Source organism: Streptomyces sp. NPDC057099, from assembly GCF_042671245.1.
GTDB classification, from domain to species: domain Bacteria; phylum Actinomycetota; class Actinomycetes; order Streptomycetales; family Streptomycetaceae; genus Streptomyces; species Streptomyces purpurascens.
This window is the reverse complement of record NZ_JBHUTX010000035.1, coordinates 56546-78945: the sequence shown is the minus strand read 5'-3', so window position 1 is coordinate 78945 and position 22400 is coordinate 56546. Positions and strand designations below refer to the sequence as shown.

Annotated in this window: 21 protein-coding genes and 3 pseudogenes; 9 read left to right on the top strand and 15 right to left on the bottom strand. The window is 70.6% G+C overall.

Annotated features, from left to right (window positions below; translation table 11 throughout):
- The first annotated feature begins 153 nt into the window (after nt 1–153).
- Entirely contained in the window at nt 154–1116 is a 963-nt protein-coding gene (locus ACFT4A_RS31050) for a hypothetical protein (RefSeq protein ID WP_382836557.1), read from the top strand.
- Here ACFT4A_RS31050 and ACFT4A_RS31045 read toward each other — a convergent pair.
- The 3 genes from ACFT4A_RS31045 to ACFT4A_RS31035 all read right to left on the bottom strand — a co-directional run bounded on the left by ACFT4A_RS31045 (nt 1098) and on the right by ACFT4A_RS31035 (nt 3411).
- Nucleotides 1098–1694, bottom strand: a complete 597-nt coding sequence (locus ACFT4A_RS31045; RefSeq protein WP_382836554.1) for a sigma-70 family RNA polymerase sigma factor — start codon at nt 1692–1694, stop codon at nt 1098–1100. The genes ACFT4A_RS31050 and ACFT4A_RS31045 overlap by 19 nt on opposite strands.
- A gap of 103 nt (nt 1695–1797) precedes the next feature.
- Nucleotides 1798–2568: a LamG domain-containing protein gene (locus tag ACFT4A_RS31040; protein WP_382836552.1), complete on the bottom strand. Its 771-nt coding sequence runs from the start codon at nt 2566–2568 to the stop codon at nt 1798–1800.
- Between the two features lie 165 nt (nt 2569–2733).
- Complete coding sequence (locus tag ACFT4A_RS31035) at nt 2734–3411, bottom strand: uracil-DNA glycosylase (protein WP_382836549.1); 678 nt, start codon at nt 3409–3411, stop codon at nt 2734–2736.
- A gap of 122 nt (nt 3412–3533) precedes the next feature.
- On the opposite strand from ACFT4A_RS31035, the gene ACFT4A_RS31030 reads away from it, so the two are divergent.
- Nucleotides 3534–4535 carry an N-acetylglucosamine kinase gene (locus tag ACFT4A_RS31030; protein WP_382836547.1) on the top strand — a complete coding sequence of 334 codons (1002 nt, stop codon included), beginning with the start codon at nt 3534–3536 and terminating at the stop codon, nt 4533–4535.
- 138 nt (nt 4536–4673) lie between these two features.
- Nucleotides 4674–5597 (top strand): sirohydrochlorin chelatase, encoded by a 924-nt coding sequence (locus ACFT4A_RS31025; protein WP_382836544.1) that lies wholly within the window; start codon nt 4674–4676, stop codon nt 5595–5597.
- A gap of 73 nt (nt 5598–5670) precedes the next feature.
- Here the strand turns inward: ACFT4A_RS31025 and ACFT4A_RS31020 are convergent, their stop codons facing one another.
- The 3 genes from ACFT4A_RS31020 to ACFT4A_RS31010 form a co-directional block, all read right to left on the bottom strand.
- Nucleotides 5671–6699, bottom strand: coding sequence for a lactonase family protein (locus ACFT4A_RS31020; protein WP_382836542.1), 1029 nt, complete (start codon nt 6697–6699; stop codon nt 5671–5673).
- Nucleotides 6700–6814: 115 nt separating this feature from the next.
- Nucleotides 6815–8293, bottom strand: a complete 1479-nt coding sequence (locus tag ACFT4A_RS31015; RefSeq protein WP_382836568.1) for an FUSC family protein — start codon at nt 8291–8293, stop codon at nt 6815–6817.
- 299 nt (nt 8294–8592) lie between these two features.
- Nucleotides 8593–8799 (bottom strand): DUF6207 family protein, encoded by a 207-nt coding sequence (locus tag ACFT4A_RS31010; protein ID WP_382836539.1) that lies wholly within the window; start codon nt 8797–8799, stop codon nt 8593–8595.
- Nucleotides 8800–8979: 180 nt separating this feature from the next.
- Here ACFT4A_RS31010 and ACFT4A_RS31005 point away from each other — a divergent pair, with 180 nt between their 5' ends.
- Nucleotides 8980–10215, top strand: coding sequence for a PP2C family protein-serine/threonine phosphatase (locus ACFT4A_RS31005; RefSeq protein WP_382836536.1), 1236 nt, complete (start codon nt 8980–8982; stop codon nt 10213–10215).
- A 278-nt stretch (nt 10216–10493) separates the two neighbouring features.
- Nucleotides 10494–12089: an amidase gene (locus ACFT4A_RS31000; RefSeq protein WP_382836533.1), complete on the top strand. Its 1596-nt coding sequence runs from the start codon at nt 10494–10496 to the stop codon at nt 12087–12089.
- Here ACFT4A_RS31000 and ACFT4A_RS30995 read toward each other — a convergent pair.
- Nucleotides 12026–12235: pseudogene (locus ACFT4A_RS30995) on the bottom strand (ABC transporter substrate-binding protein); the annotation flags it as partial. The gene ACFT4A_RS31000 and the pseudogene ACFT4A_RS30995 overlap by 64 nt on opposite strands.
- Nucleotides 12236–12237: 2 nt before the next feature.
- Between ACFT4A_RS30995 and ACFT4A_RS30990 the strand changes: the two are divergent.
- Nucleotides 12238–12852: a hypothetical protein gene (locus ACFT4A_RS30990; RefSeq protein ID WP_382836573.1), complete on the top strand. Its 615-nt coding sequence runs from the start codon at nt 12238–12240 to the stop codon at nt 12850–12852.
- Between the two features lie 317 nt (nt 12853–13169).
- On the opposite strand, the pseudogene ACFT4A_RS30985 reads toward ACFT4A_RS30990, so the two are convergent.
- The 6 genes and pseudogenes from ACFT4A_RS30985 to ACFT4A_RS30960 all read right to left on the bottom strand — a co-directional run.
- Nucleotides 13170–13265 (bottom strand): annotated as a pseudogene (locus ACFT4A_RS30985) (transporter); the annotation flags it as partial.
- 105 nt (nt 13266–13370) lie between these two features.
- Nucleotides 13371–14090 (bottom strand): hypothetical protein, encoded by a 720-nt coding sequence (locus tag ACFT4A_RS30980; RefSeq protein ID WP_382836531.1) that lies wholly within the window; start codon nt 14088–14090, stop codon nt 13371–13373.
- Nucleotides 14091–14292: 202 nt separating this feature from the next.
- Nucleotides 14293–15263, bottom strand: a pseudogene (locus tag ACFT4A_RS30975) (NADH:flavin oxidoreductase/NADH oxidase); the annotation flags it as partial.
- 485 nt (nt 15264–15748) lie between these two features.
- Entirely contained in the window at nt 15749–16075 is a 327-nt protein-coding gene (locus tag ACFT4A_RS30970) for a winged helix-turn-helix transcriptional regulator (RefSeq protein ID WP_382836528.1), read from the bottom strand.
- 77 nt (nt 16076–16152) lie between these two features.
- A complete protein-coding gene (gene namA, locus ACFT4A_RS30965; RefSeq protein ID WP_382836526.1) occupies nt 16153–17229 on the bottom strand; it encodes an NADPH dehydrogenase NamA in 1077 nt (358 codons plus the stop codon).
- A 121-nt stretch (nt 17230–17350) separates the two neighbouring features.
- The gene (locus ACFT4A_RS30960) at nt 17351–18352 is read right to left on the bottom strand and encodes a zinc-binding alcohol dehydrogenase family protein (protein ID WP_382836524.1); all 1002 of its coding nucleotides are present in this window, start codon (nt 18350–18352) and stop codon (nt 17351–17353) included.
- Nucleotides 18353–18500: 148 nt separating this feature from the next.
- Here ACFT4A_RS30960 and ACFT4A_RS30955 point away from each other — a divergent pair, with 148 nt between their 5' ends.
- A complete protein-coding gene (locus ACFT4A_RS30955) occupies nt 18501–18878 on the top strand; it encodes a winged helix-turn-helix transcriptional regulator (RefSeq protein WP_382836522.1) in 378 nt (125 codons plus the stop codon).
- A gap of 150 nt (nt 18879–19028) precedes the next feature.
- Here ACFT4A_RS30955 and ACFT4A_RS30950 read toward each other — a convergent pair whose 3' ends face one another.
- Nucleotides 19029–19715: a TetR/AcrR family transcriptional regulator gene (locus tag ACFT4A_RS30950; RefSeq protein ID WP_382836519.1), complete on the bottom strand. Its 687-nt coding sequence runs from the start codon at nt 19713–19715 to the stop codon at nt 19029–19031.
- Between the two features lie 110 nt (nt 19716–19825).
- Between ACFT4A_RS30950 and ACFT4A_RS30945 the strand changes: the two genes are divergently transcribed.
- Nucleotides 19826–20836: a hypothetical protein gene (locus ACFT4A_RS30945; RefSeq protein WP_382836565.1), complete on the top strand. Its 1011-nt coding sequence runs from the start codon at nt 19826–19828 to the stop codon at nt 20834–20836.
- A 72-nt stretch (nt 20837–20908) separates the two neighbouring features.
- On the opposite strand, the gene ACFT4A_RS30940 is transcribed toward ACFT4A_RS30945, so the two are convergent.
- Nucleotides 20909–22090: an alpha/beta hydrolase family protein gene (locus ACFT4A_RS30940; protein ID WP_382836516.1), complete on the bottom strand. Its 1182-nt coding sequence runs from the start codon at nt 22088–22090 to the stop codon at nt 20909–20911.
- A gap of 103 nt (nt 22091–22193) precedes the next feature.
- Here ACFT4A_RS30940 and ACFT4A_RS30935 point away from each other — a divergent pair, with 103 nt between their 5' ends.
- Entirely contained in the window at nt 22194–22397 is a 204-nt protein-coding gene (locus ACFT4A_RS30935; RefSeq protein ID WP_382836513.1) for a hypothetical protein, read from the top strand.
- Nucleotides 22398–22400 lie beyond the last annotated feature (3 nt).

The window sequence follows — 22400 nt, the reverse complement described above, 5'->3', positions numbered from 1 at the left end:
GACAGGTTCACGGAGGGGTGCGTGAACCGTCTGCGGGCGGGCCCCGTAGACGCCTTCGGGTGCTCGGCTACGCGACTCCGCCGCTGTGCCGCCCCCTCCCCCGCTTTCGACCGTCCCGGCTCCGCCGCCGGGGTCCCGACAAGGAGTCAGAAGATGATCTGGTACGTCCTGGCCGTGGTGCTGGGGCTGGCGCTGATCGGAGCGGTGGCCGCGCTGGTCGTCACCGAGCGACAGCCGCGCCCGCCGAAGCCCGTCGCCCCCCCGGCCGCCGTCGAGGGGCGGGAGGCCCTGGACGTGGTCGACGCGGGCCTGCGCCGGCTGACGGGCGAGTGCCTGCGCTCGGGCCGGTCGCTGCCCGACATGTACGCCGTCGTCTACTCCGAGGAGCGGCTCGGACTGCTGCTGGCCGGCGCGGAGGAGGACGCCCCGGCGCCCTGGACCGCCGAGGCGGACGGCGAACGCTGGACGGTCACGGCCGACGCCCTGCACCGCCCCGGCCCGGAGGGCGAACCGGCCCTGCCGTACGCGCTGACGGTGACGGTGGGGCTGGACGGCTCCGACCGGGTGCTGGTCGACCTCTCCCGGGCGTCGGGGCCCGTCTCCGTGGCGGGACCCGACGAGGAGGTGCGCAGTCTGGCGCGGGCCGTCGTCACCGAGGCGCTCTCCGGCCCGGTGGGGGCTCTCGCCGAGGTCACCCTGGTGGGATCCGTGGCCGGCGAGGGACTCGTCGCCGACGACGTGCCGCAGGCCTCGCGTCTGCACACCGCGGCCAGCCTGGAGGAGGCGTTCGCCGTGGCGGCCTCGGCGGGCCCGGCACAGCCGGAGTCCGGATCGCCCGACGTCACCCAGATCTTCCGGCTGATCGAGGGCAGCAGCCGGATCGCCGTCCAGGGCGAGGCGCCGCACCTGTTCGTCGTGGACGCCTCACAGCTCCCGCGACGGGAGGGCGCGTTGGACGGCCTGCGGCGCGGGGACGCGCTGCTGGTGCTCGGCGACGCGCCCTCGGGGTGGCGCTGGCGGGCCGGCGCGGGCGGATCGCTCGACACCGGCCCGCTCGGCCTGGAGATCACCCGGCACGCGGGGCGTCTCGCCGAGGCTCACCCGGCGTCGCGGTAGCGGCCGTCCGTGTACAGCCCTCGGCTGTACAGCGCCTCCCGCAGGGCGCGGGAGGCGTAGAACGTCCGCGACTTGACCGTGCCCGGCGGCACGCCGAGGACCCGGGCCGTCTGGTTGACGCTGCGCCCCAGGTAGTGCACGTGCATCAGAACCTCGCGCTGCGGCGGCCGCAGGTCCCACATCGCCTCCAGGAGCACCTGGGAGGTGAGCATGTGGTCCACGTCGTCGGACACCTGCGGGTGGGCGAGTTCCGGGTCGCCGTTCTCCGCCGGTCTGGCCTGGCGGGCCCGGAGATCGTCGATGACGAGGTTGCGCAGCACGGTGAACAGCCACGGCCGCGCCGCGTCCGTGGTCGGGTCCAGCTCCCCGGCGTGGCGCCAGGCGCGGATCGCGACCTCCTGGAGGACATCCTCGGCACGGTGCCAGTCGCCCTGCAGACGCCGTGCGGCGAACTGCAGCAACGCGCGGCCGTGGAACCGGTAGAAGGCTCTGAGGAACTCCTCGGGGAGGAGTTCCTCGGTGGGGGGACGGGTGTTTCGGTCTTCGGTCGAGGTCTCGGTGGAAGTGCTGGCCGACAAAGGCCTTTTCCTCTCCTGTCGCCTGTGGGGGTGGCGACGGTGAACGCGCCCCGGTACCGCCGTCGTTCCGGCGGCCGGGGCGCGTCAGTGCGGTGCGCGGGTGTCAGTCCGGTTCGCGGGCGGAAAGCGAGGCCACCTCACCGGGCGTCAGTTCCCGGTCGTAGACGTGCACGTCGGAGATGTCGCCCTTCCAGTGGTCGGCCGCGTTCCCCCCGAGCTTGCCGCGTCCGATCACGATGTCGCCGGTGGGCGTCTCCTTGCTGGAGGCCTCTCTGCTTCCCGCGAGTCTGCCGTCCACGTAGACCCGCAGGCGGTGACCCTTCTGGCTGTACGTGCCGGTGAGGTGGTACCAGCGGTCGGCCTGCGGCCGCTCGGCCTTCTCCGCGACGGTACGGGCGCCGGGGAAGCTGAATGCGAAGTTCTCGTCCTGGCCGGAGTACTGGAGGAAGAACGTGCTGATCCCGTAGCCGTCCTGGGAGACGGCGGTCTGGAAGCCTTCCGCCGAGGTGAGCCGCACGCGTGCGGCGACCGAGTAGTCCGCCACGGTGGTGTCGACCGGGGAGTCGGCGTCCACGTAGCCCTTGCCGTCCAGCCGCAGGGCGCCGCCCTCGGGACCGTCGTCGGTCCACTCCACGTCGCCGCTGACGACGGCGTCGTGCTCACCGGCCTTCGCGGTGCCGGACCGGTGGAGGGGCCACCACCCGGCACCGCGCAGCGACTCGGCGCTCGTGCCCTTCGAGGCGCTCGTCCCCTTCGAGGCCTGTTGTTCCCCGGACTCCCCGGATTCCTGACCGCGCACCAGTTGGGTGACGACGAAGGCCAGGGCGACGGCCAGTACGGCGATCGTGGTGATGAGCGACCATCTGCGCGTCATGATGCGCCCCGGGCCATGCGGCGGAGGAATGTCACTGATGATCAAGTGTCCGTTCCGGAAGTAGTTTTACGTACCACCGAAGTGTGACAGGCCGATGTGAACACATATGTGGGCGCTCTTGAATGTCCTGTGTGCGCCGTGACATGCGACAACACCCCGGACGGGCTACGGCAGGCGCCACTCCACCGGCGCGCTCCCCTGGCGCGCCAGCAGGTCGTTGGCCCGGCTGAACGGGCGCGATCCGAAGAAGCCGCGGTCCGCCGACATCGGTGAGGGATGGGCGGATTCGATCGCCGGCAGATCTCCGAGCAGCGGCCGCAGATTGCGGGCGTCCCGGCCCCACAGGATCGACACCAGCGGCTTGCCGCGCCCCACCAGGGCCCGGATGGCCTGCTCGGTGACCTCTTCCCAGCCCTGGCCCCGGTGGGCGCCGGGCTTGCGCGGGGCGGTGGTGAGCGCCCTGTTGAGCAGCAGCACCCCCTGCTCCGACCACGGCGTCAGATCACCGTTGGACGGCCGGGGCAGGCCCAGGTCCGTGTTCAGCTCCCGGAAGATGTTCTCCAGACTGCCCGGCAGCGAACGCACCTCGGGCGCCACCGCGAAGCTCAGCCCGATGGCCATCCCCGGCGTGGGATAGGGATCCTGACCGACGATGAGGACGCGGACGTCGTCGAACGGCTGCTGGAAGGCCCGCAGGACATTCGCCCCGGCCGGGAGGTAGGTCCGGCCGGCCGCTATCTCGGCCCGCAGGAAGTCCCCCATCGCGGCGATACGTTCGGACACAGGTTCCAGAGCCTTCGCCCAGCCTGCTTCGACAAGTTCATGCAAGGGTCGTGGTGCCACAGCGCGTCACCCTACTGGCACACAACCGGTCCCCGCACAAACGCGGAAGCCCTCACCCTCGGACGCCGCCCTCGGACGCCGACCCCGGGGCTACTCTCCTTCCGAGAAGGAGGGGGATCCCGTTGCGTCCAGTGACCGTGACCGGGGCGTCGGAAGACTCCGGGTTCCTCGCCGTGGACTCCGGGGGGTCCGGACTCAGGGCGGTGGTGGGAACCGCCGCGCGCGGGCCGCTGGCCCGGCGGGAGTCGGCGGAGCCGGTCCGCACGGGCGACCGGGGCATCGACCCCGCACACTTCATGGCGCTGCTCATGCCCTTGGCGCGTGCGTTGACCGCGGAGGCCGGGCCGGTACGGCTGACCGCCGTCGCCGTCGGCGCCGCCGGGCTCGCCTCCCTGGGTGACGCGCTGCGCGCAGAACTGCCGGATGCCCTGACCCGGGAGCTGGGCGTACGGAGGGTCGCACTGGCCGCCGACGCCGTGACCGCGTACGTGGGCGCCCTCGGGCCACGTCCCGGCGCCGTGATCGCCGGCGGTACGGGTCTGATCGCGATCGGCACCGACCTGACCCGCTGGCATCGCGCTGACGGCTGGGGGCATCTGCTCGGCGACTGCGGAGGCGGTGCCTGGATCGGGCGGGCCGGTCTGGAGGCCGCGCTGCGCGCCCATGACGGACGCGAGGGCGGCTCGGCCCGGTTGCTGGCGAGCGCCGAGGAACTGTTCGGGCCCATGGCCGGGCTACCCGGCCGGTTGTACCCGCGGCCGGACCGGCCCGCCGTCCTCGCCTCCTTCGCACCCCGGGTGGCCGCCAGCGCGGAGGGGGACCCCGTCGCGGCGGACATCCTGCGCCAGGCAGCGCGGCACATGGCCGACTCCGCGGCAGCCGTGTGCCCCTCCGGCGGCGAGCCCCGCGTCGCCGTCACCGGCGGCCTCTTCAAGCTGGGCGACCCGCTCCTCGGGCCGGTGGACGAGGAACTCGCACAGCGCCTCCCGCACGCGCGGCGGGTGCCGGCCGAGGGCGACCCGTTGCACGGCTCCGTGCGCCTGGCGGCCGAGCTGAGCACCGGGTCCCTCACACTGCCGGGTGACGAGACGATGCTGTCCGTGACGACCCGGTCGGGTGAATAAGTCGGGTGAATAATCCGACCCGCATGATCCGTACGTAACTCAATCCGTACGTAACTCATCAGACAAAACCGGACGTATACCGCTCACCTGCACCCTCCCCGAACAGGAGAGCCCAGGAAACCAGTAACATGCGGCGCCATGAGTTCCCCCACTGGACCCGAGTCCGGCCTGCCAGTACGAATGCCGCGACCCCGCCAGCCGGGACGGCACCGCCGCCCCGAGCCGCTGGTGGCTCCCGAGGGCGCGCCCGCGCTCGTCCTCGCCGTGCCGGGCACGCCCAGTAGCGCCACGCGCAGCCTCGCCGAGGAGGTCGTGAGCATCGCCCGCTCCGAGCTGCCCGGCCTCGACGCCCGCATCGGGTACCTCGAAGGGGACAACGCGGAGTTCTTCACACTCCAGGCCGTGCTCGCGCACGCCGCCGAGGAGCGCACCGCCCGCTTCGAGCAGGCGCGTGCCGCCGGCATGGACGTCAGGGAGCCCGACGGGCCCGTCGCCGTCGTCGTGCCGCTGCTCGCCGGCCCGGACAGCGCGCTGCTGCGCCGGATCCGCCAGGCCGTCATGGAGAGCCACATCGCCGCGGAGCTGACCGATGTCCTCGGTCCGCACCCGCTGCTCGCCGAGGCGCTGCACGTACGGCTCTCCGAGGCCGGTCTGGCCCGCGCGGACCGTGCGCGTCTGTTCACCGTGGCGACCGCCGCCGACGGCATCGTCCTGGCCTCCGTGGGCGGTGACGAGGCCGTGCAGGCCGCCGGGATCACCGGCATGCTGCTGGCCGCGCGCCTGGCGGTGCCGGTGATGGCGGCGGCTCTGGACCAGGAGGGCTCCATCGCCTCCGTCGCCGAGCAGCTCCGCTCCTCGGGCTCGCAGCAGCTGGCCCTCGCGCCGTATCTGATCGGCCCGGAGATCGAGCCGGGTCTGGTCGAGGAGGCGGCCAAGGAAGCGGGATGCTCCGCCGCGGAGTCGCTCGGGCCGTACCCGGCGATCGGGAAGCTGGCATTGGCGAAGTACACGACGGCGTTGGGCATCACGCCGCAGCAGGTTCAGCAGACGCCGGTTCGCTGACGCGCCCTGGGGGATGTCGGTCGGGCGCGGGTGCGCTGTGGCTTGTCGCGCAGCTTCCCGCGCCCCTCTGGGGTCAGCCGATGACCACGCATGATGCCGCCGCCACCCTGATAGCCCCCTCTCGCCTCGGGATGCCCGTGCGCGGGTCTGCGGTGAACCAGGTCACATCACCGGAGCGTTCGTTGGCCACGTACAGGAGGCCTTCGGACGCGGTCAGGGCGCGTGGCCAGTGGCCGCCGCAGGGGACCGTGGTGAGCAGGTACAGCTCCTCCCCCACGACGGCGAACACGGACAGGACGTCCTCACCGCGGGTGGCGGTCCATACGAAGCGGCCGTCGGGTGAGGTGACGATCCCCGAGGGGTAGGCGTCGCGTGCCGGTGCGCCCGGCAGGACCGGGGTCTCGGTCAGCGGTGTCAGCACGCCTTCCGCCGCGTCCCAGCGGCAGACCGTGACGGACGGGCTGAGTTCGTTGACGACGTACGCGTACGAGCCGTCCGGATGGAAGGCCAGGTGACGCGGCCCCGAGCCGGGCCGCAGGGCGATCTCCCGGTGCAGGGCGGGGGTGCCGTCGATCAGCGTGCACACCCGCACCGAGTCGGTTCCCAGGTCGACGCTGACGGCCCAGCGCCCGCTGGGGTCGGGCTGCACCTGGTGGGCGTGCGGCCTCTGCTGGCGCGGGGTGTGCGGGCCTGCGCCGGTGTGCCGGAGCACGCCGGAGGCGGACCGCGCGAGAGTGCCGTCGGAGCGGAGGGGGACGGCGGTGACACTGCCCGAGCCGTAGTCGGCGGTCAGGACGTGTCCGGCGTACAGGCTCAGGTGGGTCGGCCCGCCGGCGTCGAGCGGCACGGGCGGTCCGGCCGGCTCGGGCTTGTCCCCGGTCACGCGGTACGCGGCCACCGCGCCCGCGGCCGTCTCGCTGACCGCGTAGAGGGTCTCCCCGTCGGACGAGAGGGCGAGGCAGGCCGGATCGGGGACGGCGTTCACGCTGCTCAGGAAGGTCAGCGCGCCGCTGTCGGCATCGATCTCCGCCGTGACGATCCCGGGGCCGCCTGCCGCCGTGAACGACCCGATGAACGCCCGCCGCCTGCTGCCGTCCGCCATCGCTGTGCCCTTTCGTCCCTGAGCCGTCCGGAATGACCGCGCGGTCGATCATGCGCGGTCTAGACCAAAGGGTCAAGGGGGTGTGGCGGCTCGCAGCTCGGCGCCGACCCGTCGCTCAGGCACCCACCAGCGGGGAGCCCGACGGCGTCCGCAGCGGCCGGGCCAGCTCCGCGAGGGCCCGTTCCAGGCCGTGCAGGTGCGCCAGGACCGGTTCCGTCGCGGACGCTCCGTCCGTCTGGACCAGGACCTCGCCGCCCTCGGTGAGCGCCTGGACCGCGGCTTCCACGCGCCGGGCGGCGGTGGCCAGGCGGGCGTCGTGGGAGGCCTCCGGGTCGGCGGCGACGGCGACCAGGCCGCGGACCTCCCGGGCGCAGTCGTCGAGGAGGGCGAGCACGTGGCGGGCCCGCCGCTTGCGGCCCAGCATCGGGTTCAGTGGGTGCACCAGCGGCGCGACCGAGAGCCGTACCCGGGCGAGCAGCTGCTCCAGCTCGGCCACCCGCGGGGCCGGGTCGGCGTCCGCGGCGCCCGCCATCCGGCGGGCCGTCTCGACCGTGGCCGCGTGGACGCAGAGCAGTGCCCGCTGGATCCAGGCATCGTTCGTGGCGTGCGTGGTGACCGGCAGGACCAGGGCCACGGCCAGCGCGGCACACAGCGCGCCCACACCGGTCTCCGCGAGACGGAGCTCGAGCAGGCTGGGGTCCAGCACGCCCAGCAGGCCGTAGAGCAAGCTGACCATGACCGTCACCGCCAGCATCATCCACGAATACGAGACTGCGGCGGTGTAGAAGATGCCGAAGACGCAGACCGCGACCAGGGCGGCCGTCGGCGCGAGCGCGCCTTGCAGCGGGATGGCGACCAGCAGGCCGACGGCGATGCCGATCACGGTTCCGACGACCCGGCGGAAGCCGCGGACCAGGGTCTCGCCGCGCGAAGCCGTGTTGACGAAGATCCACCAGACAGTGCCGACGGCCCAGTACCAGCGCTCTTCGGAGAGCAGCTGCCCGACCAGAAGGGCGAGAGCCGAAGCGGCGGTGACCTGGAAGGCCTGCCGGGTGGTGGGCCGCGCCAAACCGCTGCCGGGCAGGGCCGGCGGGGCCGCCGCGGGCGGGGTGTGACGCTCGATGGGCCAGAGCACGAAGCGCGTGGCGCCGGCCGTGAAGAGGGCCAGGCCCACGGCGGTGTACAGCTCGGGCAGCTGAGCGGGAACCGCGTGCAGGAACTGTGTGATGAAGAAGCTCATGAACGCGAAGATCCCGAGCGCGTGACCCCGCGGGCCCCAGCGGCGGGCGTAGACCCCGCAGAAGACGACGGCCAGGAACGCGGCGTCACGGGCCGGGGTGATGCCGTGCAGTGTGGTGGCGAGCGCCAGCACGGGGAATCCCACGACGGGAAGCAGGGCGGTGGTGATCCGCTGGTCACGCACGGTCGCATCGGTGACCGTGAAGAGGGCGAGCAATGCCGCGAGCCCCGCGGTGATCGACGCGGTGAGCGACAGCCCGCAGAGTTCGGAAACGGCGACGGCGGCGGCGATACCGATGACAGCCCGGGTCGCGTTCCGCAGCCTCAAGCGCCCCGGGTCCGGAGCCACGAACATCCTCTTCACGGCGGTGCGCCGCCCCCCTTGCGGTGGTACGCGCCCTCCCCACGGTCGTCCAGGGTGGCGGACAACGAGCAGGCAGGACGAAGGCACCGCGGTCCGGACCCGGCCTCGTCGCCGTCCGGCGCTACGCGGCGCCGCAAGTACATGGATACGACATAGATAAGCACCCCGGGCCCATTGGCTCAACTGTCGCGCCGTTGACTGTGCCAATGGCACAGCTGATCAGCCTTGCTGTCGACCGATGGAAGACCAATGGATCAGGCTTCACCGAGGCTGCGCCTTCTCCCGACCCTCTACGAGCCGAGCTTCTGGCGCACGTCCAGGTAGCAGCGCAGCCGTACGCCGGGCTCGCCGGGCACCCGGGGCGTACCGTCCGCGGGCGCGGTCGCCCACCGCCCGGCGAGCAGTCTTGGACGGCGAGCGCAGCTTGGTCGTCGCATGCCGACGTCGACGACGGCCAAGCCCGGCTGCGCCCCGTGCGCTTCGCTGATCGGCTTCATGCCCGGCACTGGCGCCACACCAGGTCACCGTTATGGCGGCGGCCCCAGGAGACACGGGCTCGTCGACATTCCGTGAGCGCTTTACCTGACCCTCTTCACTTACCGTGACTGTTCACGGATTGACGCTCCGCGCGGCGCTTCCCAGGCTGGTAGGCGGGGCTGGTGGAAGGGGCCCCGGTCGTGAGTGGTGGGCAGAGCGGACTTCCTTGGCTGCTGACGGCAGCGGAGACGGCGGCGCCGGTGGACGCCGTCGACGTGGTCGCGGAGGACCTGCGGCGGCGTTTCAAGGCCACGAAGGTCTCTTTCCTCATCGTGGACCTGACGGGGAAGGCGGTGGCGCGACTGTCCACCGTCCCTGCGGGGGGTGGGCGGGAGGCGGAGCGGATCCCCTTGGCCGGCAGCGTCTACGAGCAGGTGATCCGTACCCAGCGTCTGTACCAGGAGGCGACCGGCCAGGGGCAGCGGGTGATCATGCCGGTGACCAACCGGGGGGATGCGATCGGGCTGCTGGAACTGCTCCTGCCGGCCGACCCCGGCGAGGACGTCCTTGCCGCGGTCGGGGAGGCCGCCCACATCCTGGCCTACATCGTGATCGCCAACGGGCGCTTCACCGACCTCTACACCTGGGGCAAACGCTCCAGGCCCCCCACCCTGGCAGCGGAGATCCAGTACCAGCTGCTGCCCCCGTCACTGTCGTGCGAGGCCGCGCAGTTCACGCTGAGCGGCAGCCTGGAGCCCTCCGAAGACCTCAGCGGCGACACCTTCGACTACAGCCTGGACCGCGACACCCTGCACGTGTCGGTGACCGACCCCATGGGCCACGACATCGATGCGGCCCTGGCCGCCACGGTCCTGGTGGGCGCCCTGCGCGGCGCGCGGCGCGCGGGAGTCGGCCTGACCGAGCAGGCCCACCGGGCCGACCAGGCGCTGATCGACCACAGCCGTGGTCATGCCACCGGGCAGCTGCTGCGGATCAATCTCCACACCGGGCAGGCCCAGCTCGTCAACGCCGGTCACCCCTGGCCCTGGCGTCTGCGCGAGGGGTCTGTGGAGGTGATCACCTGCAAAGTGGACCACCCCTTCGGGCTGTCCGTGCTCGTGCCCCGCCCCTACCGCGCTCAGGACCTGGATCTGCGCCCCGGTGATCGACTGCTCATGTTCACCGACGGCATGCTCGAACGCCATGGGGAGCAGGTCGACCTGCCCGCCCTGCTGGAACACACCCGGGATCTGCACCCGCGGGAGACAGCACTGGCACTGACGTCCGCAGTCCGGGATGCGGCCGGCGGCCGGCTCGAAGACGATGCCACCGTGATGTGCCTGGACTGGCACGGCCCCCAGGAGACCCACCGGCACGTCAGCTCCGGCGCGGACACCCGGCAGGCCTCAGCCGCCCGCACGAAACACCAGCCGTGACCGGGGCGCTCCCCCGGACGGCATGGCCCGGGAGCTACTCGAACGCGCCATCACCAGGTGTATCGCCAGATGCGCCCCGCGGGAGTCTTGCCGCAGGTTGGCACGACCTACGCCGAGGTCACAGCGTGATCGTGGCCGTTGACGAGCGACGTCGTCGGGTTCGCAGAGGGAAAATTCCCCTGTGGCCGGAGAGCCGCATCATGAGTATGGGGACATCCAACCGGTTGTGCGAAACGGCATTTTCTGCCCTCGTCCAGGGGCCGATACGGTCCGAATTCATGGAGCAGATTTTCCCGACGGCCGAGAAAGCCACGGCTGCCTTGCGTGCCGGTGAAGTGTCCTCGGCAGAACTGACCGACGAGGCGATCGCCCGTATCGAGCGGGACGACAAGGCGATCAACGCGATCTGTGTGCCGGACTTCGACCGGGCACGGGCCGCCGCGCGCCGCGCCGACCAGGCGCGCGCCCACGGTGAGGACAGACCGCTGCTCGGCATTCCGGTGACGGTCAAAGAGTCCTACAACATCGCTGGCATGCCCACGACTTGGGGCATGCCGCAGTACCGGGACCATGTGCCGGCCGAGGACGCGGTACAGGTGTCGCGGCTCAAGGCCGCGGGCGCGGTGGTGCTCGGCAAGACCAATGTGCCCTTGGGGCTGCAAGACATCCAGAGCTTCAACGAGATCCACGGCACCACCAACAATCCGTGGGATCACGATCGCACGCCGGGCGGATCCTCCGGCGGATCAGCGGCGGCCCTGGCGTCCGGATTCTGCGCGCTGTCCATCGGTTCCGACCTCGCCGGTTCGCTGCGCACCCCCGCGCATTTCTGCGGCATCTACGCGCACAAGCCGACACTCGGACTGGCGGCAACCCGCGGTATGGTCGCGCCGCTGACCCCGCCATTGCCGGTCGACCTCGACCTCGCCGTCGTCGGTCCGATGGCGCGCAGTGCCCGCGACCTCACGCTCCTGCTCGACGTCATGGCCGGACCGGACCCGCTGACGCTCGGTGTGGCGCACGACTTGACGCTGCCGCCCGCGCGCCATGAGCGGCTCCGCGACTTCCGGGTCCTGGTCGTCGACGAGCATCCGCTCATTCCGACCGGGTCCGCTGTGCGGGCGGGCGTGAACCGGGTGGCCGACGCCCTTGTCGAAGGCGGCGCCCGCGTGGAACGGCACAGTCCGCTGCTGCCCGATCTGACCGAAGCCGCGACGCTCTACACGCAGTTGCTGTTCTCGAGCTCCGTTGCGCGTTTTCCCGTCGACTCCTACGAGCAGTTGCGGACGCGCGCCGCCGGACTGAGCGCAGACGACCAGAGTCTCGACGCGGCGCGGCTGCGCGCCATGGTGTTCAGCCACCGTGACTGGATGGAGGTGAACAACCGTCGCGAGCTCCACCGCCATGGCTGGCGGCAGCTCTTCGCGGAGTTCGACGCCGTGGTGTGTCCCATCACGCCCACTCCCGCGTTCCCGCACGACCACAACCCCAATCCGCTGGAACGCCGGATCGACATCGACGGCGTCGAGTTCCCGTACTTCGACCAGCTCGTCTGGGCCGGTGTGGCCACCATGCCCGGCCTGCCCGCCACCGCCATACCCGCGGGCCGGTCCCCCGAGGGCCTGCCGGTGGGAGTGCAGCTCATCGGCCCGATGTTCGAGGACCGCACCCCACTTCGGCTGGCCGAACTGCTCGAGCACGAGATCGGCGGCTTCCAGGCGCCGAAGCCGAACTCGATCTGCCCCCATGGGGGCAGGCCCATCGGCACGGGTCGCCCGCCCGAGACCCGGTGCTCGACATCGCCTACCGTTCAGCGCCCCGGGTGCAGGCCCAGCCACCCCGGGGAGGGCGCGCCCGTCACCTCTCCGACGTAGAGCGTGAGCTGTTGACGGAACCGCTCGACGAGTGCGCGGTCGGCCATGAAGCGTTCGAATCCGTCGAGGTGGGCGTTCCGGTACTCCCAGATGGGACGGTAGCCCCTGTGAGGCTGGACGTCCGTGCGTACCGACCACATGTAGAAGCATGAGCACCTTCCGGGCCATGGGCGCACTCCTCGCCCGCCGGGCGTTCATGGGCTACGTCCTCGTCCTCTCCCTCGTCTCGGCCGCGCTGTTCACCTACATCAGTGGCTCCAGCTTCGTCCTCGAGAATCTGCACGGGGTCTCCTCGACGATGTACTCGCTGATCTTCGCCACCAACGCGGTCGGCATGCTCATCAGCGGCTCGGTCTTCTCCCGGTTGGTCCAGCGGGGTGTACGACTGAACACGCTGCTCATGGCGGGCGTCTGCGTGGCGGCGCTCGGCGCCTTGGCCCAGGTGCTCCTCGTGGTCACCATCGGCGAGACCCTGGGGGGTACCTGGGCCACGCTGTTCGTCACCGTCGGCGGAATCGGCCTCGTCTTCCCGGCGGTCATGAGCATCGGCCAGACCCTCGGCCGTGGGGCGCCAGGCGCGGCCTCCGCCGTGCTGGGCGGCCTGCAGTTCCTCTGCGGCGCTCTGGCCTTCCCCTTGGTCGGCCTGTTCGGGGAGGACAGCTCCCTGCCGATGGCCCTCATCATGCTGATCGCCATGGCGGCGGCGGGTGTTGCCCTCGGCTCGCTGGCACGGCCGTGGCGCGGGGAGGGCGAGCCCTCGTAGCGTTCACCGGCGTCCCGGTGGAGCAGGTGGCGGGGCCGTTGACACCGGAGGGGGCGCGCCGCCGTACGGCACGGCCCTGCGTGGCGTCGGGTCAGGGGTCGACAAGATGCCAGTCCAGGTTGCTGCCGTCGGCCTTCGGTCTCTGGATGATCGTGGCGGGAGTCGGCCGTTGATCCGCCCGCCCCGTCGGCGCAACGCCGTTGCGGACGTTGACGGGACAGTGGTCGCCGTTGGCCGTCGAGGGGGCCGGCTGTAACAACTGGTTGACGACCACAGACCAGCCACGAAGCACGCACGGCCGAAGAGCCATCAAGCCGTCACGCCGCCGCGTAACTCGCCCGGAACAGATCCTGCGACCGCTCCACGTTCTTCCGCGTACAGAGCCGCACCTCCAGCCCACCCGTCCCGTGGTGACGAGGACGACGTCCTGCGGGTCGGCTGCCGCCTGAACGGCCCTCTGTCGGCGAGGGCCGGCGGGTTGCCTGCATGCCGGTCGCCCCAGGCGGGCACCCGGTAGCTCAGGACAGGAAGCTGCCGTAGGGGCCGCTCCGGATCCTGTTCTTCTGCTGCTGATTGAAGTGGCAGTTCGGGTAGTCGTAGAACGAGCCGGACATCGGTGTGCCGTCGGTGTGCGTGGAGTCGGGCAGCCCCAAGGCGTGGCCCAACTCGTGCACCATGCCGCCGTACCACCGGTTCATCGCGCCGTTGGTCCCGGCGGCACCGTCGGCGTCGTGGCCGCTGAGGATCACCCAGCCGCTACCTCCGCCGCCCCCGGAGACACCCGCCTTTTCGGCGCTGACCTCCCCGACGCACAGCCAGCGCGGGTCCGGGGATCTGAGACCGAACCTGGCCATCAGCTCCTGCTGCATGTTGAAGACCACCCACCAGTACGCTTCGCCGCCGTTCGGCGTGTTCTCGTACCAGGCCCTGCCGTGGTTGCCCTGGACCACCTCCACCACCGGGTTGTTCAGTTTGAACGTCACGCCGAGTTCCTGGCGGTAGAAGCGCTGTGACTCCCGCATCACGCCCGTGATGCCGTTGGGGTACCGCGAGTCGTTCGCCACATCCGAAGGCCTGAGCCAGAACGCCCGCACCGTCCCGGCCGGCGGGCCAGCGGCCAGCTCTCCCGATCCCGTCGCCGCATGGGCGGTGCCGCTGAACGCCCCGGAACCAAGGGCTGCGATCCCCCCGGCCGCCGCAGCCAGCACCGTGCGTCGCGTGAACTTACATCCTTCCACCGGGCGCCCTCCTCATCGGGATCTAGACATGCTCACATCAACTCTTCGACCAGTGTGCGATATCTCGACTGTCTGGCGTAGGAGACATCAAGCCGCAGTCGTGTGCGTCGAGTTCGCTCTACTCGCGTCTGGACAGGCCGGGGTCACCAGTCCTGGCGGGTCGGGGAATTGACGGCCCAGCCGGTGTGGGCGGCGACGGGTGTCAGCGGGTACGGCGCTTGACCACGTAGGCGTACTGGTCCGGCCAGGCCGGTTCGACGCCGAGGGCGAGGGCGGCGTGCTGGGGCCAGTACGGGTTGCGCAGGAGTTCACGGCCGAGGAAGACCGCGTCGGCCTGCCCCGAGGCGACGATGTCCTCGGCCTGCTGCGGCTCGGTGATGATGCCGACAGCGGCTGTGGGGATTGCGGCCTCGTCGCGGGCCTGGGCGGCGAAGGGCACCTGGTAGTTCGGGCCGGCGGTGATCGTCGCGTCGCGGACCATGCCGCCGGTGGACACGTCGAGGAGGTCGACCCCGTGGGCCGTCAGTTCCTTGGCGAGGCGGACGGTGTCCTCTCCGGTCCAGCCCTCGCGCTCGTCCTCGGGGTTCTCGGTCAGCCAGTCGGTGGCGGAGGTGCGGAAGAAGACCGGCAGGTCCTCGGGCCACACGACCCGGACGGCGTCGACGACCTCCAGGGCGAAGCGGATCCGGTTCTCGAAGCTGCCGCCGTAGGCGTCGGTGCGGTGGTTGGAGACCGGGGAGAGGAAGGAGTTGATGAGGTAGCCGTGGGCGCCGTGGACCTCGGCGATCTCGAAGCCCGCGGCCAGGGCACGCTCGGCGGAGGCCGCGAAGTCACGGACGAGCTGCCGGATCTCCTCCACGGTCAGCTCGTGCGGGGCGCGGGCAGGCCGTCGTATGCGACCGGGCTCGGGGCGACGCTCTGCCAGCCGCCCTCCCTCTCGGGTAGGTACCGGTCGGAGAGCCAGGGCTTGTCGACGGATGCCTTGCGGCCGGCGTGGGCGAGCTGGATGGCCGGGACGGCACCGTGGCTCTTGATGGCCTGGGTGATCCGCGTGAATGCCTCCTGCTGGCGGTCGTTCCACAGGCCCAGGTCCCAGGGGCTGATGCGCCCGTCAGGGCGGATGCCGGTGGCTTCGGCCATCACCAGGCCCGCGCCGCCGGCCGCGCGGGAGCGCGACCCTGGGTGGTGTTCGGCTGGCGACGAGTGCGGCGATGGCGTCCCGGAGCGGGGGGCGCCGCCGGTGACTTCGACGGTCCGGCCGTCGGGCCGGGGTTCGTCGAGCAGCGGGAGAAGGACTGCTGCGTCCCGGTCGACGGTCTCCTTCGAGGCCGATCCGCTGCCAGGCCCGGCGCCCGCAGCAATGACGACAGCGTCGGCGCCGGTCAGATGACCGGCGAGTGCGCCGACTGCGGCCGCCTCCAGGGCGGGAACGACGGCGTCGGCCCCAGCCTGGAGCAGATCGGCAGCGTGCCTCGGCTACGGCCGGGGCCCCCGCCTCCCGGTCGCCGCGCCAGGGCCCCTCGAGGCGACACCGGCGGTTCTGCTGGTGGGACGGTGGCCACCGAAGTAAGCCAGGTTGGCTGCTGCCGTCGTGTCGTTGTACTCGGCAGGTGCACCGCGTCAGCGCCGCCCGCGACATCGACGCGGAGATACCGGGCTCACTGGTCATCGGCTCCGGTCGTCGGCAGGGTGATACCGCGCCGGGACAGCCACTGCTCGCCCCACTCGTTCAGGCCGAGCAGCAGCGGTTCCAGCGACCGTGCCTCCTCGGTCAGGGAGTACTCGACCCGTGGAGGCACGACCGGGTAGACGGTGCGCTCCACCAGACCGTCTTCCTCGAGTTCGCGGAGCTGCCTGGTCAGCGGTCGCGGGGCGATGCCGCGCATCTGGCGTTGCAGCTCGTTGAACCGCTTGGTGCCGTCGAGCAGGTGGAACAGGATGACTCCTTTCCACTTGCCTCCGATGATCTTGACGGTTGCCTCCATCGCGCAACCTGGCAGATCGTTGAACGGTCGTGTTCTCGGCATGGGTCAGCACTTCCGATTCGTGATGCCGCCGACGGTCAGGACGCGGTCGCGGCCAACGGCGCGGCAGGCCGGGGCGGCTGCGAACGCTGCCAGGCCGAGCCGTAGCGGGTGTACTGCAGGGGCGGCTCGATCGGCGTGCGCAGTTCGTCGGCGGCCGTGCGGGCCCAGAACGGATCCTTCAGCATCTCCCGGCCGATCAGGACGATGTCCGCGCGGCCGTTCTGCAGGATCTCCTCGGCCTGTCGACCGCTCTCGATCAGGCCCACCGCGCCGGTCTTGATGCCGACCTCCTGCCGGATCAGGTCGGCAGCGGGAACCTGGTAGTTCGGGTAGGAAGCGACCTTCACCGGGGCGATGCCACCCGAGGAGGCGTCGATCAGGTCGACACCCTGGTCCTTCATCCAGCGACCGAAGACGACGAAGTCCTCCGGGGTGTTCCCGCCCTCGGCGTAGTCCGTGGAGGAAATACGTACGAACAGCGGGCCGTCCCATTCATCGCGCACGGCGTAGATGACTTCGCGCACGATCCGATAGCGGTTCTCGTGGGTGCCGCCGTATTCGTCCGTGCGCCGGTTGGAGAGGGGCGAGAGGAATTCGTTGAGCAGATAGCCGTGGGCCGTGTGCACCTCGATCACGTCGAATCCGGCCGACTTCGCACGGACCGCGGCTTTACGGAAGGCCTCTACGACATTCTTGATGCCCTCGACCGTCAGCGCCTCCGGCACGCGCGAGTCGGGGCCGAAGGGGATCGCCGAGGGAGCCACCGGGGTGAGGGAGTCGACGCCGAGTTGCCGGCCGGCGTGGCCGAGCTGTGCGCCGGCCTTCGCTCCGAAGCCGTGGATCACCTCGGCGACATGCGCCAGTCCCTCGATGTGCTCGTCATCCCAGATTCCCAGGTCGCCCGGGCCGATCTGACCATTGGGCAGCACCGCCGTCGTCTCCAGCATCACCAGGCCGGCGCCACCCAGGGCACGTGCGCCGTAGTGCACCGAGTGGAAATCGGAGACGCGGCCGCCCGCGTCGGCCGAGTGCATGCACATCGGGGACATCGCTATCCGGTTGCGGAATTCGGTGCCGCGGATCGTGATCGGCTCATACAGCTTCGTGGACAAGGAAATCTCTCCTATCTCGGTCACGGATGGTGTGACGACTACGAGACTAGGCAGTTGCTCCATAGCGCACCAGTACGCAATTTTTATGAACGTACTGCCAAAAAAGTAAGTAAGCGGAGCGTCAGTCGTGCAGAACGACCTTGCCGATCGCCTTGCCGGAGGCCACGAGTTCGTGTGCTCGGCGCAGGCCGTCCACGTCGATGCCGGGAATGGCGGTGTGCAGCGTCGTGCGCAAGGTCCCCGCATCGACGAGTTCGCCGACCCGGTCGAGGATCTTTCCCTGTTCCGCCATGTCCGGCGTCTCGAACATGGATCGCGTGAACATCATCTCCCAGTGCCACGCGATCGACTTCGTCTTGAGCGGCAGGATGTCCAGGCCCGGCGGCTCGTCGAGCGCCGCGATGTGACCGAACGGCGCGACGATCTCGGCGAAGGCGTCCACGTTGCCTGCGGTCTGCGATGCCAGGACGTAGTTCACGCCCTCCGGCGCGGCGGACCTGACCTCGTCCACCAGGCGATGGTGGTCCACGACGCCGTCGGCACCTTGCCCGAGCGCCCATGCGCGGGACTCGCCGCGCGACGCCGTCGCGAGAACGTCCAGATTGGTGAGCCGCTTGGCGAGCTGGATCGCGATGGAGCCGACTCCACCCGCACCGCCGAGGACCAGCAGTGTGCCGGTGCTGTCACCGCCGAGGCGGAAGTGGTCGAAGAGGACTTCCCAGGCCGTGAGTGTGGTGAGCGGCAGTGCGGCCGCCTCCGCGAAGGACAGTGACTTCGGTTTCGACCCCACCACCCGCTCATCGACGGCGTGGTAGGCGGAGTTGCCGCCGTTCCGGGTGACATCACCGGCGTAGAAGACCTCGTCACCGACGGCGAACCGTGTGACGTCCGGCCCGGTCGCCGTGACCGTACCGGCCACGTCGTAGCCGAGGATCCTCGGCTCGTCGCGACCCAGTCCCGTGCGGATCTTCGTGTCGACCGGGTTGACCGACACCGCCCGCACCCGTACCAGGAGATCCCGCGCCCGAAGCTCGGGCACCGGTACCTCCCGCTCGACGAACACGTCCGCGTCAGTGATCTCTCGTCCGCCCCGCGCGACGAGCGCGGTCATCCTGCCGGCCACGTCATTCTCCGTTTCCGTTGCTGTACTCGATACGCCGATGGCTCCCGCGACGGCGCATGGCGAAGCTATGACAAGGGCGGTGGTTACCAGCAAGGGCGTAAAGTATCCGTTGGATACCATCGGCGACGTGCGATCGGAGGCTGAGGTTGTGTCCGCTTCGAACCCGGAACTCCGCGAGAGCCATGATGTCTACCAGGCGGACTGCCCTTGCCGGATGCTCCTGGACGTCGTCGCCAACAAATGGTCCGCGCTCGCCATCGGAGTGCTCGAGTCCGGGCCCGTGCGATTCGGCGAACTGAAGCAGCGTCTCGGCGGGGTGACCCCGAAGGTACTCACCGCGACCCTGCGCCGCCTCGAGACCGCAGGGCTCGTGGAGCGCGAGGTGTTCGCGGAAGTCCCCGCCCGTGTCGAGTACTCGCTGTCGCCGCTCGGACGTTCGGCCGCGGAGCCGCTCGCGGCGCTTCGCTCCTGGGCGGAGGTGAGCCTCGACGGGGCAGCACCGACCGCGGACGCGGGGACCCCCTAGGCGCTGCGGCGCAGCCGGGTGCCGACCTCACCGCTGCGGTCGCACCCCACCCGATCGTCATCATCTACGGCGCAATGAGCGCCGGTCGCGCTCCTGCACGCGCGCCAGGAAGAGGATGACGACGGCCGGGTGCATCGGCTTGTTCCGGATCTACTGTCGGTCTAGTGGGTGTCCCCGTCGGGTCGATTCACGGACGGTGCGCCGTTCTGCGGCGTCGAACGCGGGCGCGAGCGGGGCCAGCGCCGTGCGGAGTTGGTCGGGCAGTGGACCGGAGGGCACGACCAGGCTTCCGGCACCGACACTCCCGGTGGCCCCTGCGTTCCCGGCCGGCCGGAGCCAGCCTTCCAATGCGATGCGCACCGCCGCGGCCACGCTCGCCGCGAGAACGCGGGCCGTGTGCGCTCCGGCATCACCCAGGCGTTCGGCAATCACTGCCGCGAGAGGGGGCTCGATGTCGGCGGTGGCGTCGAGGAACGCGTCACGCAGCGCGGTCCGGTTGGTGATCAGCAGCAGCGCCTCGTGTTCGCGCTCACCGGTGTTCGTGTACTGCTCGACCACTGCTTCAGTGATGGCGTCTGCCAGGTGCACAGCTTCGGGCCGGGCCGCGACCGCCGCCGCGATCCGCGCCTCCCGGTCCGCGGTGACGGCGGAGACGATCGCCTGCTCGCGGCTGGCGAAGTAGTTGTTGTAGGTGCGCGGCGAGACCCCGGCCGCCTCGGCGATGTCCTCGACCCGCACCTGGTCCGGTCCGTGCTCCACGGCCAGGCGCAGGGCCGCCGCGCGCAGCGCCTCGCGCGTGGCCTGCTTCTTCCGCTCCCGCAGCCCTGGTGCCGTCATGACGCCAGCCTTCCACATAAGGCTGCGTGCACGCAAACTTGCGCGCACGCACTTTTACTGTCAGCCTCGACCCGACCGAGGGAGAGGACGTCACCATGCGAGCAAGAGGAATGACCTACGACACCGGATTCGTCGTGCACGGCCGGATATCCCGCGAGCACTTCGATCCCGCGGTGGTGCGGCGCGAGCTCGCCATCATCCGTGACGACCTGCACTGCAACGCGATCCAGCTCATCGGCGGCGACCCGGACCGACTGGAGCTGGCCGCCGGTGCCGCCGCCGAACTCGGCCTGGAGGTCTGGTTCTCGCCCTATCCGCTGGAGTTGGATCCGGAGCAGATCCTCACGCTCTTCCGCGACTGCGCCGAGCGAGCGGAACGGCTCCGGCAGCAGGGGGCCGCGGTCGTGTTCGTCGCAGGGGTCGAGCTGAGCGTGATGAACCGCGGGTTCCTGCCCGGGGAGAGCCCCGAGGAGCGGGTCGAGCAGTTGATGAGCCAACCCGAGCGGCGCGCCGAAGCGATGCGCGAGCTCGGCGTGCGGATCAACGCATTCCTCCGCGATGCCGCGGCCACGGTCCGCGAGCGCTTCCAAGGCAAGCTCACCTACGCGTCCATCCAGTTCGAGCAGGTCGACTGGACGCCCTTCGACATCGTGACGTTCGAGCTGATCCGCTCCGCCGAGGTCGCCGACCGGTTCCGGGACGCGGTGCGCACCCTGGCCCAAGGCCCGAAGCCGCTCGCCATCACCGGGTTCGGCACCGCGGCCTACCGCGGCGCGGGAGACCGCGGTGGGCGGGTACTGGAAGTGGTCGAGTACGACCCGGAGACCAGGGCCCCGGTACGGCTGAACGGCACATACGAGCGTGACGAGGCCGGCCAGGCCGCGTATTTGAGCGAACTGCTGGAGATCTTCGAGACCGAGGGCGTGGACAGCGCGTTCGTGTTCCTGTTCGCCTTGCCCGGCTACCCGCACCGCCCCGACGGCGACCCCAGGGACGACTTGGACCGGGCCGGCCTGGGCATCGTCAAAATCCTCGAAAGGCGCCAGGGGCAGACTTACCCCGACATGGAATGGGAACCCAAAGCCGCCTTCGCAGCAGTAGCACAGCGGTATCGGAGGTGACAGACCCGGCGCACGCCTCCATCTGCCGAACTCGCCGCAGACCTCGCGCCGGTCTCCCCTCCTTCTCCCGCCTCACGGCTGGAATGCGACCTCGGGGTGCGCGGCAGTCGGACCGGTGAGGATCGGCTGTGGTACGTCCCGCAGGTGAAGGTCGAAGAAGGCCGTCACATAGTCGCGGGTGATGTCCCACCCTCGTTCCCCGGAGAGCGGCACGGTGGGATCGGGCAGGCCCAACCGGCCGGCGAGATAGGGCAGGTCCGTGAAGGAGAAATGCCCGGCTCCGGTCACTGTCAGCCAGCGTTTCCAGCCGCTCAGGTGCGGCCATGCCTCGGGCCAGTCGGTCTCCTTGCCGCCGGGGCTGTGCGTGGACTCGGCACCGAGCATCATGAACGGGCGTCGGCCGAGGCCCGTGGCGGCAGGGTGCAGTTGGAAGTTGCCGTCCAGGTCGACTCCGGCGCGCACGCGATGGTCGGCGGCCATGGTTGCCGCGGCGGCCGCGCCCCCGATCGAATGTCCCGCGATTCCGATCCGGCTCGCATCGATCGCGCGGGACAGCACCCCGGCCCGTCGGGGCTTCGTCAGCTCGTCGATCACGAAGGACATGTCCTTGGCCCGGCCGCGCGCGACGGCTGCATTCTCCTCGCGTGTGTGGACCTGCGCGCAGGCCGCACAGGTCAGCATTCGGCCTCCAGGAAAGGCCGTGCCAACGGATTCGTATGCGTGGTCCACGGAGGCAACGACGTAGCCGCGACTCGCGAGATCATCGGCGATCGACGTGAGTGTGGTGCGCGGCATCGAGAATCCCGGAGAAAGCAACACCAGGGGGAAGCGCCCCGGCGCCGGGAGAACACCTTCCCGAGCGTGCGTACGCGCCCCTGCAACCGTTGCGGCAGGCACCACGCCGCCGAGACCTCGGGCCTCCAGCAGGAGCTGCGCCTCGTCATCGGTCATGTATGCCGCCGGTGAACCGCTCGTGCCACGCGCGGGGTAGGACACCGACACCATCAACTCCCGGTTCCCCGCCCTTGGCACCCACGGGTCAGTGCGGTGCCTGTCGACCAAGTGCAGGGCGCGGCGGCCCACCGTGTACGGACCGGTGGGAAGTGGCAACGCCAACCCGCTCGTGTACGGGACCTGGGAGCCAGAGGTCTGCACGCTCTGGGCAAGGGCGGGGGGTGCGGTGTCAAGGAGCGGGGCGGAAAGGGCGAGGGTGAGCAGACTGGCTGCCATGGCTCTGCGACGTCTGGTGGTCATACAGCCGACGCTAGACCTTCGGCGTCCTCCAACTCATCGCTCTGCAGGCTTACTTGGGCGTACCTCTGTGGTCGGATCTTGTCGGGCAGGTTTCCGACCGTGTGTGAGCGGATCCGCTGCCTCGGAGACGGCGGGGCAAGGAGCCCGCAACAACCGCGCCGATGGCGACGGCGACGAGGTGGACGGTGATGCTCGCCGCGAATCCGCCTGGCAGCCAGCCCAGCAGGCCGGCGTTGCTGTGGTCGACCAGCTGGCGGATCGCTCCCTGCCCCCCGAGGACGAAGAGAGCCACGCCGAGGACCTGTAAGAC

What these genes read in the sequence shown, in the direction of transcription:
- ACFT4A_RS31050 (WP_382836557.1), top strand. Translation starts at nt 154, where the DNA reads ATGATCTGGTACGTCCTGGCCGTGGTGCTGGGGCTGGCGCTGATCGGA.
- ACFT4A_RS31040 (WP_382836552.1), bottom strand. Translation starts at nt 2,568, where the DNA reads ATGACGCGCAGATGGTCGCTCATCACCACGATCGCCGTACTGGCCGTC.
- ACFT4A_RS31025 (WP_382836544.1), top strand. Translation starts at nt 4,674, where the DNA reads ATGAGTTCCCCCACTGGACCCGAGTCCGGCCTGCCAGTACGAATGCCG.
- ACFT4A_RS31020 (WP_382836542.1), bottom strand. Translation starts at nt 6,699, where the DNA reads ATGGCGGACGGCAGCAGGCGGCGGGCGTTCATCGGGTCGTTCACGGCG.
- ACFT4A_RS31015 (WP_382836568.1), bottom strand. Translation starts at nt 8,293, where the DNA reads ATGTTCGTGGCTCCGGACCCGGGGCGCTTGAGGCTGCGGAACGCGACC.
- ACFT4A_RS31010 (WP_382836539.1), bottom strand. Translation starts at nt 8,799, where the DNA reads ATGAAGCCGATCAGCGAAGCGCACGGGGCGCAGCCGGGCTTGGCCGTC.
- ACFT4A_RS31000 (WP_382836533.1), top strand. Translation starts at nt 10,494, where the DNA reads ATGGAGCAGATTTTCCCGACGGCCGAGAAAGCCACGGCTGCCTTGCGT.
- ACFT4A_RS30990 (WP_382836573.1), top strand. Translation starts at nt 12,238, where the DNA reads ATGAGCACCTTCCGGGCCATGGGCGCACTCCTCGCCCGCCGGGCGTTC.
- ACFT4A_RS30970 (WP_382836528.1), bottom strand. Translation starts at nt 16,075, where the DNA reads ATGGAGGCAACCGTCAAGATCATCGGAGGCAAGTGGAAAGGAGTCATC.
- ACFT4A_RS30950 (WP_382836519.1), bottom strand. Translation starts at nt 19,715, where the DNA reads ATGACGGCACCAGGGCTGCGGGAGCGGAAGAAGCAGGCCACGCGCGAG.
- ACFT4A_RS30945 (WP_382836565.1), top strand. Translation starts at nt 19,826, where the DNA reads ATGACCTACGACACCGGATTCGTCGTGCACGGCCGGATATCCCGCGAG.
- ACFT4A_RS30940 (WP_382836516.1), bottom strand. Translation starts at nt 22,090, where the DNA reads ATGACCACCAGACGTCGCAGAGCCATGGCAGCCAGTCTGCTCACCCTC.